Below are 12,469 nucleotides of genomic sequence, written 5' to 3'. Positions count from 1 at the left end.
TCGGGCGGCTCTTTATTTATGGTGAGCTCTTACTGACTCGTGGCTGCTTTATACCTATCTCCGGACTCTACCTGCCAGGCCGGACCGGGTGTCTGCCAATCCCTCCAATCGACGAGCAGTCAGATCCTCCGCATCACGGCCGCTGCGGGAGAGGACACGTGCTTCTCGGCGAAGCTCGCGAGACAGGCTGCGGTCCCTCTCCCCATTGTCCAGGAGGGTCCCCGCTCGATTGATAGAGGCACGCAGGGTTTCAATCTGTTCGCTTTCCAGGCTCTGGTCCCGTTCGAGTTGATCCAGATAAGCCAGTGCGACCACCGGTTTGGCGGGCCATTCGATCTGGTGTTGGGTCTGGGGATTGAATACCCGGTCGCCGGCGAGCTTTGCCGCGGCAATCTCGTTTTCGCTCAGCACCTCGCCTGCGGTCAGGGCAAACACATCCATGCCGCGCGCCAGTTCGGTGGCATAGATACGACCCTGGTGCCAATAGGCTGACCAGAAGCCCCCCGCCACAAGTGCCTCCTCATCGATGGGTCCACGGGCAAAAAAGGCAATTTCCTCTGCATTGGATGGATCGGTGAAGTCCTTGATGGAGATCCCGCCCTGATACCAGGCCTGAACGAAGATGTCCCGGCCCGGTACCGGGATGATGGAGCCGTTGTGGGCGACGCAGTTTTCCTGCTCGGTCTGTGGCGCCGGCATCTTGTAGTAGCTCCGGAATTCCAGCTTGCCGTCAACGATTTCATAGATGGCGTTGGCGCCCCACTCCAAGGGATCGGAGGCTCGGCAGCGGGGCCGGGTCCCGCCGCCCCACTCGTCGGTAAAGATCACCTTGTCGCCCTCGTTGCTGAAGGTCGACGAGTGCCAGTAGGCAAAGCTCGGGTCGGTGACCTCGTCAATCCGTTCCGGATTGAGTGGGTCGGAGATATCAAACAGGATGCCGTTGCCGGAACAGGCGCCGGCGGCAAGATTCAATTCGGGGAAGACCGTGATGTCATGACAGTGGTCGGTGGCCCGGGTGCGCTGGGTCCCGTCTCCATGGTCACCACCGGCCCAGAGGCCATCAGGGTCACCGGTCTCCTCGTCGGCAAAGACGAAGGGACTGTTGACGATCCGTGCATCCTCCGGGCTGTCCACCGGGACTTCGATGATATCGATCCGATACAGGGCCGTCTTGCCATCCTCTTCCGGCGGCTGATCGGAGCAGCCGGCCAGCTCTTCGTCATCGCGCACGAAGCTGGTGGCGGAGTTGTAAATGATGATGCGGCCCTCGTCGGGGCCGGGGACAATGGTGTGGGTATGTGAGCCCCGGCAGGTCTGAACGGCAGCCACCTGTTGAGGTTGGCGGATATCACTGATGTCAAAAACCCGAATACCTCTGAATCGTTCATCGCTTACCGAGTCCGCGACGCCCTGAAGACCGCAGTCCAGCCGGGCGCGGGGTTGCTCCACCGACATGAACAAGAGGTCGCCGGCAACAGAGACGTCGCCCTGCCCGCCGGGGCAGACTACGGAAGTGATCAATTCCGGTTTGCCCTCGTTAGCGGTGTCATAGATATTGAAGCCGTGGAAACTGCCGGCAATCACTTTATCTCCGGCGAAGGCGATGTCGGAATTGACAAAGCTCAACAAAGGCTGGCGCCGTTCCAGACGTTCATCCAGTTCATCGACTTCTTCGCCGGCTTTCTCTCTCAGGCGACTCAGTGGGAGCCCGGCGGGGTTGCCCGGGACATGAAAGCCTGGCGGGCGAGGCACTGTGGCCAGCAACTCCATATTCCAGGCCGCCTGCTCGGCATCGTGGAAGCCCGCGGCCAATCCCACTCGCGGATCCGGATCCAACTCCGCGAGGAGCTGGGTCATACGCGTGATTTCCGCATCCTGATCATTGACGACGTCTATGGTGAACTGCAGCAGTTCGGGGTCCTGGGCGGTCCCGGACTGGGACAGCAGATCGTTGACCATCTCCAGAGCGCCCTCGTGGTGGGTGATCATCAGCTCCAGGAAAAGTCTGTCGAAGTCATTGCCCCGGGATCCTTCCAGTTTGGCCATTTCTTCCGGCGATGCCATGCCCGCCATGTCGTGATGGTGATCATGGTGCTCATCCATGTCATGGTGGTCCCTGCGTGACGGCCAGGATTCTTCCCGTTCGGCCAGCCAGGACTGCATGAACTCGATTTCATCGCTTTGTGAAGCCAGGATACGGCTTGCCAGGTCCTTGATCCCGTCGCGCTGGCTGCGTTCCGGAGCCAGTTCCGACATCTCCACCGCTTGCCAATGATGCGAAATCATGTCCTGCATGAAGCGGATATCGGCTTCCGAATACTGAATGCCAGCGAGCCTTGAGGCTTCCTCGGCACTGATGGTCCGGCTGGCCTCTCCCGGTGCGCCGGGCTGGATGATAGGGCCCTCAGCATGGGCACTGACCGCCAGCAGGCTTGAGACCAGCAAGGCAAGGGGCAGGAACGGAGTTGAGAGCGAAGGGCCTGAGCGTGACATACAGGTTCCTTGGGCTGAAGTCAGACACTAGCGCCCACGGCCGGGGCGCGGCAATGACGAAATGACGATAAATGAATGAGACCTTATCCGGCCCGGGGGGTTCCCGGGCCGGGAGGCGGGACGGGCTACTCCGAACTTGCCTGAGACTGGCAATAGTTTTCCAGGCCCATCTTTTCGATCAGATCCAGCTCGGTCCCCAGGAAATCGTAATGTTTTTCTTCATCGGCAATGAGATGGGTGAACAAGTCCCGGGTGGTGTAATCCTGGACCTTCTCACAATAGGCAGCGGCTTCCCGGTAGAGCTTGATCGCAGCTTCCTCGGCCTTCAAGTCATTACCAAGAATGCCTTTCACGTCCCGCCCGATCATGAGATCGTCGAGTTGTTGCATCTCAGGGTGCCCTTCCAGAAAGAGGATGCGCTTGATCAGGGTTTCAGCGTGATGCATCTCATCCTTGGCATGGGCAAAACCAATGCGATAAAGCCGTTCCAGGCCCCAGTCCTCGAGCAGATGGGCATGGAGAACATACTGGTTGATGGCCGTGAGCTCACTGCGAAGGGCACGGTTGAGAAATTCCAGCACGCCATCATCACCTTTCATATCAGCCTCCTCCGGGGCAGGGTGTTTGCATCTCCACTGATGCTACTCCCTTTGGCCTCTCACCGCCAAGATGCCTCGTCGGCCCGGTCCGTCAGCGGGAGGGAACCCCGAGCACTTGCCTCGGTCACAGACGGGGGGTAAGGTCCCCGCCCCCCGACTCCCATTTCATCGTTGCAGGAGGCCACGTGTCCTCTCAGGCTGCCGCTTTGCCCGCCCTTGCCAGGCCCGCTAGGGCATTTTTTCTCCCGATCCTGGGATTTCTGGCCACCCTCGTGAGCCAGCCGGTCTTCGCTGAGCGGCCGCAGGTCCCTCACACCGATGAAACCATCACCGTGGACGGGCATCTGGATGAGTCTGTCTGGGACCGGGCCCTGGTGATGGAACTGCCCTATGAAACCCGGCCCGGCGAGAACATATCGGCGCCCGTACGCACCGAGGCCCTGCTGATTTACAGTGACACCCACCTGTATGTGGGCTTCAGGGCCTATGATCCGGCACCGGAGCGCATTCGTGCCTACTATCGCGCTCGAGACGATATTTTCGGCAATGACCTGGTTTCACTGACACTGGACCCCTATGACGGGCAACGGCGGGGCTATCAATTTTTTGTCAATCCGCTCGGTGTTCAGTCCGACCTTTTTATCAACGAGCTGGCTGGCACCGAAGACAGTAGCTTTGAGTTTATCTGGGAATCCGCTGGACGTTTGACCGATTACGGCTATGAGGTGGAGATTGCCATCCCCTTCAGTAGCCTGCGTTTCCCCGCCAGTGAGGACATCATGACCTGGGGTCTGGACCTGGTCCGTTTCTATCCGCGCGACTACAGCCGTCGTTTTGCCCTAAGTCCATTGGAACGAGGGCAGGACTGTTACCTGTGTCAGGTGCAACGGGTTGACGGTTTTGCCGGCGTCAAAGCGGGCCGAAGTCTGGAGTTTACCCCCGAGGTCTCCCTTGGGCAGCGGGAGTTTCCACGTGCCGATGGCGAAGGCAGGGAGACGGAACGGGACAGCAATCTGGGTGCAACGGTGCAATGGGCCCTGACCCCCAGTCTTACCCTGACCGGCACCGTCAACCCGGATTTCTCGCAAGTGGCGGCAGACCCTCTGGAGCTGGACATCAATCAGCCCTTCGGGGTACAGCGCCAGGAGCGCCGACCATTCTTTCAGGAATCCGCGGACCTGTTTCAGACACCCATGGAGTCGGTCCAGACCCGCAACCTGGTGGAGCCGTCTGACGGCATCAAGCTGGCCGGGCAACTGGGCGCCCAGGCCGTGGGTTTCTTTCATGTTCGGGACCGCCAACTGAACCTGATACGGCCGGGGCCGGAGTCGGCGGAATTCCTGAGGAAAGACCTGCCCAGCGAATCCACCGCCCTGCGCTTGCGGCGGGATGTGATGGAAAACGCAGGTCTCGGCATGTTGCTGACTCATCGTTCCGCGGAGGATTACGAGAACTCTGTGCTGAGTGTAGATGGCCTGCTGCGGCCGAGTCGTTATGACACCGTGCGCTATCAGTGGTCCCGCAGCGAGACCCGGGATCGATTGGAGCCCCAGTCGGCCTCTCCTCGAGAAGAGGGCGATGCCCGCTTTGTTCGCTATCAGCATGAGCGCAGGAACTGGTACCTGGGTGGCAGCCATGATCACCGCGAGCCAGGATTCCGCGCTGACCTGGGCTTCATGCCTCAGAGTGGCTTCGAACAGAACACCGCCTGGGCGGGCAGCCGTTGGTATGGCAGCGGTGACGCCTTGCTGGACGAGGCGGATTTTCGTTTGGAGCATCGGCGCAGCGATACCAGCGCTGACGGGCAGCCGTTGCTGCGCCAGGACGAAGCCCAGCTTTCATTGCGAGGTCGCTGGCAATCCCGTCTCACCCTGTCAGCGTGGCAATACGAACAGTGGCATGCCGGTGAACGGTTCGATGGCAGCCGCCGATTCGGGCGCGTCCAGGTCGAGCCGGTCCGGGGACTGCAGCTGTCTGCCGAGGCGGAAAGCGGCGACCAGATCGATTTTGTTGGCTTGCGCAGTGGCGAGTCCACTCGCTTCGCGCCCTCTCTCACCGCAGACATCGGTCGCCATCTGGAGGTGGACCTTCGCTACCAGCGAGAGTCTCTGGATCTGTCAGCGGGCCGCCTGTTTACCGCGACCACCAAGGAGCTGCGTGCCGCCTGGTTTCTCGGCCTGCGCAGTCATGTTCGTCTGATTTCCCAGTTGGTTGATATCGAGCGTAATAGTGATCTGTACCCCGATGGACAGGGTCGCGATCAATACAGCTGGGCCAACCAGGCTACATTCACTTGGCGCCTGGACCCGAGAACCGAGTTCATCGCCGGCTACTCTGACCTGCGAGGGGGCGAAAGCCGCAATGAAATGGAGCTTGAGGGCAGGCGGCTGTTTATAAAGATGAGCTACGCCTGGCAGATCTAGGGAAGCTCTGATCAATTTCGATCAGAGCTTCCCTGAGGCCGGTTTAAGAACGTGCAGTAGATGCCACTGGAGTCGTTTTCCCCATCGCTCAGGCCTTGTCTGAATTTCGCATGGCCGTGACGGCTTCCTCGGAGACCGCTTCCGGGTTGCCCCCCTCGGAACTGGCCGCACCGATCTGCAGTTCAAGCTTTTGCTCCATCATATGTCCATCCTGGCTGGACAGGCTGACCGTCTTGCCGGCAATTTCTCGCCGAATCTTGTCCGCCAGGGCCTGGACATCCTCTGTCTTGCTTCCCGGGCAGACAACGGCCAGTTGATCTCCTCGCCAATGGCCGGCTTCATCACCGGGGCGGCAAGCCTCCTTGAGGCGTTTTGCCGCGGCACTGAGCATCTGCTCGGCGGCTTGAGGGCCATGCTGCTCACGTACCGCGTCCAATTCTGGAAGGCGGAGGCAAACAAAGCCAAAGTCCAGTACATCATATTGTTTGCGGTGCTCGATTTCCCGATGAAGGATCTTTTCCAGATAGCTGCGCTTGTAGAGGCCGGTACTGATCTCGGTGTCGGCCCTGGCTTCAAGTCGGCGTTGCAACAGTACGGCTTCCATGGAAGCCCCCAGGTGGTCGGCAAACAGGACGCCTGCTTCCCGTTCGTCTGACTGAAAGCCCGCACCTTTCCGAACCAGAATGAACATGCCTTCCAGCTGCCGCAGCCGATTGGTCATGGTGATCAGCAGGCCCTGATAGCCATTGCCCAGCTCAGGCATCTTCACTGGCAACTCACTGTCGATGCGCTTTCCACGCAGGAGTGTGAGGATACGTTTCTGAACGGCGGGTGGAATATCATGGAAATGCAGTTGAGTAATTGCGGTGGGCGCCTTGGGCACACGAGCGATAACCGCTAGGCCGGTGTCGGGGAGGGCCCGTGCCAGCAATGGCAAGGTCTGCCCAAGCAGGCTCTCGGGGTTGCGAATCCCGGGAGCCATCTGGTTAACCTCCACCAGGGTCTCGAACAACAAGGTCCGATGCTCCAGCCGTTGATTGCTCTTGGACAATTCGCCCAGTGCGTTATCCAGCTCCGCAGTCCTTTCCTTGACCCGCCTTTCCAGGTTGACCTTGGCTTCCCGTTCCACCCGGGCTTTTTCCCATTCCGTCACCCGCATGCGATGGGCCAGGGCAAAGGACAGCATCAACATTTGAATGACCGCACCAATCTGAACACCAAACTCGGTCACGAAGACATTGGGCAGTACGCCGATGGCACGCAGGCCGTACACGGCCGTCCCCACCAGGAAGATCGTCCAGGCCAGGAGGAAATAGCGTGCCTGGAGAAAGCCCGACCGCAAGGATATGGTGGCGATGGCAACCAGTGCGAAAGTATTGATTACCGAGAGCAATGCCGTGACCTGCAGGCCGCCCCGTGGACTGATCAGGCTCCCCCAGAGAACCGCGACACCAAAGGCCGCTATCAGGCCCAGTACCACATAGTTGGAGCGGGGCATGCGCTTGGGTAGCTGCAGGAATGAACGGGAGAACTGTGCCGCGGCAGCAAACGCCAGGGCCACCACCACCGACGTGGATATCTCCGCCCACTGGGTCGCGTTCGGCCAGAGGTGCTGGAACGCCAGACCGTTGAGTATCAGTTGGGAAAGCAGGTACAGGCCCACATAGGAGACGTAATAGAGATAGTTGAGGTCACGCAGGCCGAAGTAGAGCAACAGGTTATACAGCAAGAGTGCCAGAATGATTCCGTAAAACAGCCCGAGCCAAAGATTGGCTTGCTGAGCGGATTCATTGAAGGCGGCTTCCGGCCAGACGACCAGCGGCGTCTGCAAGGAACTGTTGCTGCTGATCCGGTAGAGCAGTTCGACTTCTTCGCCGGCCTCCAGATTCAGCGGGATGGTAACGTTGCGATGTGCCATGGGCCATTGATCGAAGGGCACACGTTGACCGGCCTCCCAACGTTCCACACTGCCGTCTTCCCGGTGGGCTTCCACCGTGACGTTGCCCAGTAGAGGGTGTTGTATCTCCAGCAGCCAGAGCCCGGTCCTTTGCTCGGGGGCCTGGACCGTCAGGTAGAGCCAGATGGCGGCGTCCGAGTAGCCAAAATGAGGAGAGGCCTCCTCGGAAAGCGTGAAATGCCCTTCTCTGGCCCGCTGCAGCTGCGCTTCAAAGGTCGCGGTGGCCTCCGCTTCGACTTCGAATTGCAGTCGGTTCTCGGTCGTGGTGCCTTGCTCTGTGGAGAGCTGCAAGGGCTGTCCGGCGGCGACCGGAGCGGACAGGGCAGAGGCTGCCATCAGGAAGCAAAGGGCCAACCCAGATCGAAACGGCGTCCACATAGACTCCTCCCAGTGTCGGGATCGTTCCCCCCGGCCGGGAGTCCCTGGTATCGGCGGTCTTCGGCGCCGACGCCTTCAGCCCGGTCTTGATACTGCGTTCCTCACGGGCATTTGCCTCGTGACTGCCTATAACAATATGTCAAGAATGGCGGCTTTTCCACATGGATTGTCGTTATCGGGCGGTCATCGACCAAGCTCAGGAGGGCTGTTCAACCGCCTTTGCGTAGAGGCGGTCCACATAGATCTCCGTGGCGCGTGCCACGTCCACACCGAAGTCCTTTGGATTGACAACTCGCAGGATCTGCCATTGCTCGGGGTTGCGGTCGCTGCCAATCTTGTCCAGATCGAGCAATGGCTGAGTGCGGAATACCTGACCGTCACGGTGTTTCAGAAGCATGATCTCCGGTCGCAGCCGGGTACGGCGAGTGTGGCCCACTACCAGGGCGACAACACCATTGTTGAGCTGCACCACGGTGCCGATGGGATAGATGCCAATGCAGCTCATGAAGGCCTGGACCAGTGAGGGCGGAAAATGAGAATCCGCCAGCTGTCGAATGATGTTCATCGAGCCGTGAGGAGATGCCGGCGTCTTGTAGGGCCGTTCGGTGGTCATGGCATCGTAGATGTCCGCCAGGGCAACGATCATGGCTTCCTCCGGCACTTGCTTACCGGACAGCCCATCGGGGTAACCGCTGCCGTCTACCCTCTCATGGTGATAACGGATGATGTTGAGTACCGTCGAGGAGACTTCGTCACGCCTGGCGATCAGACGGCTACCCGATTCCGGATGCTCTCGCATTTCCCGTTCTTCTTCCGCGCTGAGTTTCTCCGGCTTGTCCAGCAATTCAGTGGGCAAGCGCATCAGGCCAATATCGTGCAGCAGCGCGCCAATGCCGACATCAATCAGTTTTTGGCCTGTATAGCCCAGGTGATGGGCGAAGGCGAGGGCAACCACCGCCACATTGGTGCAGTGGGTTGCAGAGTGCTCATGCCGACGCTTGAGATTGTTCAGCCACATGGAGGCGTTGAGGTTCAGCTGCACCGAGCGCAGCAGGCCTTCCACCACATGCCCGGCTGCACCCGTGTTAACGGACTGATCGGCACGAACCTGTTTGAGCACATTGTCGAGAAAGCCAATCGCCTGACGACGGTACTGATAGACCTGCGGGATGGCCTGCCGGAGTTCGGGCTCCCGGGGCAGCAGTTCCTCGCCGGTTTTCGAGCCGGTGGCCACCCGGGGCTCCGTCTTGCCGCTGGGTTTGGGTTTGTTGCGCTCGAATCTGGGTCCGTCATAACCCAGTTCCGGGTCGATATAGACGTATCGACAGTGTTGTCGAAGCTGCCCGAGCTCGTCTTCATTCTCGATGCGGAACCCCTGGAACAGGAAGGGCGAATTGGTCCAGGGACGATCAAGTTTCGCCACGTACATGCCAAGCTTCAGATCTTGCACGTCCACGGGTTTGGTGGGCATGTCACGGCCTCCTGCCGGTCGGGAATCGCCTGGGAAAAATAAACCAATGATGTGGTTATGTGAGGCGTCACAGGCAGGAAGTTAACACCAGCTTATTCGCAAGTCGAACCTTCCGTGGCAGTTCCCTGTGCTTGGAACCGAATTCCCACGGGGGAGTCGAATTCAGCAGGTAGCATAACCGTTGCGTGGTTCCGGCTAGCGCCGGGAGGGGGGTGAGCTCATGGCTACCTGGCTTCTGGCGGCGGGGTTGGCCTTGCAATGGGGCTTGCCGGCTCATGAATTGGCACCCCAGGAGGCGGTGCTCTCCTTGCCGCCCGAGATCGCACGGGAGTATGAAGAGCGTGTCCTCGACCAGGCAGGCAGTGCCCATCATACCGTCCGTGAGACCACCGACTTTCTGTTTGATGAGGCGGGCATGGCCTTGTCCTATCGTAATCTGGAGACCCTGACCGTTGCCGAGGCCTTCCAGCGGGGTGAGGCCAATTGCCTGAGTGCCACCATGGCCTTTCTGGTACTGGCGGAGCAGGCCGGGCTCAATGCCCGGGCCCAGCGGGTGGAGCAGGCCCTGGTCTGGGACCGGCGCGAGGACACGGTGTTCTGGGTGGAGCATGTCAATGCCGGGGTATTGGCGGCCGGGCGCCGATACACGGTGGATTTCGAGATGGACCTGATTGGCGGGAAAAGCAATCCCCAGGTGATCTCTCGCACCCGGCTGATTGCCCACTACTACAACAATCGGGCTGCGGAATTGCTCGCCGAGGACAATCTATTGTCTGCCTACATTGCCGCCCGTCACGCCTTGTCCCTGGACGAGGGTTTCAGCGCTGCCTGGAATAATCTCGCCATTGTGGAGAGACGCCTGGGCCGAATGGAGGCGGCGGAGGCCTCGCTCATGTAGCACAGCGGCTACACTACGCTCGTCGCGCCTCGCGAGAGAAAAAATCCCGTTGGCTGCGGGCGCGAATGAATTGATCAGAGGTTCCTTAAGTGAAGCCCGCCGCCATTTCCGACGGGCCGTGCGCATGCATCCCGACGAGCATGAGTTCCAGTTCGCTCTCGCCCGAGTGGAATATGAGCTGGGTAACCTGCGTCGCGCCAGCCGCTACCTCGGAAGGGCCCGCAGCATTGGCCCGGCCCATTATGCCGAGCGATACCAGGCCAAGCTGGACTCCATCAACGAGGCCCGGGAGCGCTAGTCAGATCGGCCCCACTGCGTGGCAACGCCATTCGGTGACAGTGGGTGCAAGCTGAATGAAGGGCATATTCAGCGCCAGCGTGCCTCGTGATGGGCACGCCGGCACCGTGATTTGCTGTGCTTACAGGCGGTAGCGGAAGACTTGACCATCCTCGTCAACGAAGAAGGCCGCGCGGCCGTCGGTGCTGACAACCGGGCGATCATCAAAGCTGCCGAAGAGGAAGCTGCGGAGGTCTTCCCAGGCGACCAGCGGACCGGTTTCGCCATTGCGCAGGTCCACTGCACGCAAACCACCGCTATTGTCATCCTCGGAGAAGGCCATGAGAGCCGATGGCAGGACTTGCACCACGACTCGTTCGTCACCCCGGTGGAAGTCACCCACGTGCTCCGTCTCGGTGTCGAAGGCGACGGTGCCGTCGTCGGCATTGATGGCTGCGACACCACCGGTGTGAATGATGGCGATGCGGTCATCACTGGCCATCAGGCCCATGGTGTCCCCAAAGCCCATATCATTCAGGTCGAGCTCATAAGCGATTTCATTGCTGTTGAGATCAACAGCGTATAGGACCTCGGGGCCGGCGACGAAGGCCTTGTTGCGCTGACCATCAACGATGGGCTCAGAGATATAGGGGGCCGCTGAAGTCAGGCCGGGGGTTTCCATTTCCGCGGTCCGCCAGAGTTCCTCGCCATTCGCCAGTGACAGGCCGGCGGCACCCCCTACATTGGAGTCGCCGAAATAGCGGCCGGCACCCCAGGCGATCAGTTGATCACCATGGAATTTGAGATCACCAAAGTAGGTACTGGTCTCCTCGCTTTCCCAGAGAATGTCACCACTGCTCAGATCAAGGGCGCGAATCCGGTGAGGGGCGCCGACACTGACCAGGTCACCATCCTCGCCATGGGTCCAGGCGACGTGATAGATGACCCCGTCCCGAATGGCGGGCTCCGGTGCCGGCAGGTAGTGACGGTCGGTGAACTCGCCACTGCGGCGGTTGGTCGTGCCTTCCCAGGCCTTGCTTCCGTCGTTGAGCTGGAATACCTGCATGGGAGAGGCATCGATCACAGCATAGCCTTCGGCCACCTGCATGCCATGGGTGTCGCGGCCACTGTGCTCCTGCTTCCAGCGGACCTCTCCGTCCGGGGAAATCCGTGCCAGGTGATAGGATTCCGCTGCCTGCAGCCGGGACAGGTCACGGCCAGTGGACAGCACCAGATAATCCCCATTGTCCAATGTCTCCACCGACCGGATGCCCGGACCCTGGAAGTCTTCCAGACGCCAGAGTTCGAAGCCGGTGCTGGCATCCAGCTTGATCAGACCGTCAAAGGTCTTGAGGAGAAGCCCTTCGCCATCGTCCACTGGCCTGGCCAGGTGCTGGGCAAAATGACGCTGCCGTTTACGCTGGTCCAGTGTGGATTCCCCTTCACCGCCCAGGGCGGCGGCAACCCGGTCGACCGCCTCGCCGATGATTTGCTCGTACTGTTGAAGGCTGTAGTTGTATTCCTGGGAATGCCAGGCCTTATCGCCGGAACTCAGATGCACCGCGGTGATGCGCTCTCGTGCCCCGTGGTAGTCAAACATCAGGGCCAGGTCCGCCTCGGGCAGAACCAGGGCGTTGGAGCTTTCCGCCCGCAGGCGGTAGGCTTCGGTCCCGCCCACGCTGATCGTCATCTGCCAGTTGGCGGCTTCCCCGAAGCCACCGAGCACCTGACCATCATGGCCATCGATAATATTGAGATTGCGGGGGTTACCCACCACCAGGCGACTGCCATCATCGCTGACATGAGTCTCGGCCAGGCGGCTCACTTCCACCACCGATTGCCAGTCCGCTTCTGTTTCCGGCTCCAGGGTTGCGCAACCCTGGGTCAGCAGACCACCCAGACACAGTCCGGCCAGAACCCGTTTCTTGTTGATTTCCATACAATTCCTCCCTTACATGAAAAAATCTGAAGCCC

General features: G+C 60.1%; 8 protein-coding genes. 3 read left to right on the top strand and 5 right to left on the bottom strand.

Annotated elements, in window-relative coordinates:
* Positions 1-54: 54 nt before the first annotated feature.
* Together ACJWXQ_RS09880 and bfr are read right to left on the bottom strand one after the other, a co-directional pair.
* Positions 55-2,493, bottom strand: a complete 2,439-nt coding sequence (locus ACJWXQ_RS09880; RefSeq protein WP_406672728.1) for a DUF305 domain-containing protein — start codon at positions 2,491-2,493, stop codon at positions 55-57.
* Between the two features lie 125 nt (positions 2,494-2,618).
* The gene (gene bfr, locus ACJWXQ_RS09875; RefSeq protein ID WP_346052657.1) at positions 2,619-3,092 is read right to left on the bottom strand and encodes a bacterioferritin; all 474 of its coding nucleotides are present in this window, start codon (positions 3,090-3,092) and stop codon (positions 2,619-2,621) included.
* Positions 3,093-3,364: 272 nt separating this feature from the next.
* Here bfr and ACJWXQ_RS09870 point away from each other — a divergent pair, with 272 nt between their 5' ends.
* Positions 3,365-5,515 carry a DUF5916 domain-containing protein gene (locus tag ACJWXQ_RS09870; RefSeq protein ID WP_346052658.1) on the top strand — a complete coding sequence of 717 codons (2,151 nt, stop codon included), beginning with the start codon at positions 3,365-3,367 and terminating at the stop codon, positions 5,513-5,515.
* 88 nt (positions 5,516-5,603) lie between these two features.
* Here ACJWXQ_RS09870 and ACJWXQ_RS09865 read toward each other — a convergent pair whose 3' ends face one another.
* Together ACJWXQ_RS09865 and ACJWXQ_RS09860 are read right to left on the bottom strand one after the other, a co-directional pair.
* Complete coding sequence (locus ACJWXQ_RS09865) at positions 5,604-7,850, bottom strand: 7TM diverse intracellular signaling domain-containing protein (protein WP_346052660.1); 2,247 nt, start codon at positions 7,848-7,850, stop codon at positions 5,604-5,606.
* A gap of 196 nt (positions 7,851-8,046) precedes the next feature.
* Positions 8,047-9,321 carry an HD-GYP domain-containing protein gene (locus ACJWXQ_RS09860; RefSeq protein ID WP_406672727.1) on the bottom strand — a complete coding sequence of 425 codons (1,275 nt, stop codon included), beginning with the start codon at positions 9,319-9,321 and terminating at the stop codon, positions 8,047-8,049.
* A gap of 220 nt (positions 9,322-9,541) precedes the next feature.
* Between ACJWXQ_RS09860 and ACJWXQ_RS09855 the strand changes: the two genes are divergently transcribed.
* The gene (locus ACJWXQ_RS09855; protein ID WP_406672726.1) at positions 9,542-10,219 is read left to right on the top strand and encodes a hypothetical protein; all 678 of its coding nucleotides are present in this window, start codon (positions 9,542-9,544) and stop codon (positions 10,217-10,219) included.
* Between the two features lie 70 nt (positions 10,220-10,289).
* Positions 10,290-10,517, top strand: coding sequence for a tetratricopeptide repeat protein (locus ACJWXQ_RS09850; RefSeq protein ID WP_406672725.1), 228 nt, complete (start codon positions 10,290-10,292; stop codon positions 10,515-10,517).
* A gap of 120 nt (positions 10,518-10,637) precedes the next feature.
* Here the strand turns inward: ACJWXQ_RS09850 and ACJWXQ_RS09845 are convergent, their stop codons facing one another.
* Complete coding sequence (locus ACJWXQ_RS09845; RefSeq protein ID WP_406672724.1) at positions 10,638-12,434, bottom strand: PQQ-binding-like beta-propeller repeat protein; 1,797 nt, start codon at positions 12,432-12,434, stop codon at positions 10,638-10,640.
* Between the last annotated feature and the right edge of the window lie 35 nt (positions 12,435-12,469).

Origin of the sequence: Natronospira sp. (assembly GCF_007134575.1) — a bacterium.
Taxonomy (GTDB): domain Bacteria; phylum Pseudomonadota; class Gammaproteobacteria; order Natronospirales; family Natronospiraceae; genus Natronospira; species Natronospira elongata.
Note: the sequence above shows the minus strand (reverse complement) of the source record. Positions and strands in the feature narration are given on the sequence as shown.

Excerpts from the sequence above, each read along its gene's own strand:
- ACJWXQ_RS09880 (WP_406672728.1), bottom strand. The coding sequence starts at position 2,493 with ATGTCACGCTCAGGCCCTTCGCTCTCAACTCCGTTCCTGCCCCTTGCC.
- bfr (WP_346052657.1), bottom strand. The coding sequence starts at position 3,092 with ATGAAAGGTGATGATGGCGTGCTGGAATTTCTCAACCGTGCCCTTCGC.
- ACJWXQ_RS09865 (WP_346052660.1), bottom strand. The coding sequence starts at position 7,850 with ATGTGGACGCCGTTTCGATCTGGGTTGGCCCTTTGCTTCCTGATGGCA.
- ACJWXQ_RS09860 (WP_406672727.1), bottom strand. The coding sequence starts at position 9,321 with ATGCCCACCAAACCCGTGGACGTGCAAGATCTGAAGCTTGGCATGTAC.
- ACJWXQ_RS09855 (WP_406672726.1), top strand. The coding sequence starts at position 9,542 with ATGGCTACCTGGCTTCTGGCGGCGGGGTTGGCCTTGCAATGGGGCTTG.
- ACJWXQ_RS09845 (WP_406672724.1), bottom strand. The coding sequence starts at position 12,434 with ATGGAAATCAACAAGAAACGGGTTCTGGCCGGACTGTGTCTGGGTGGT.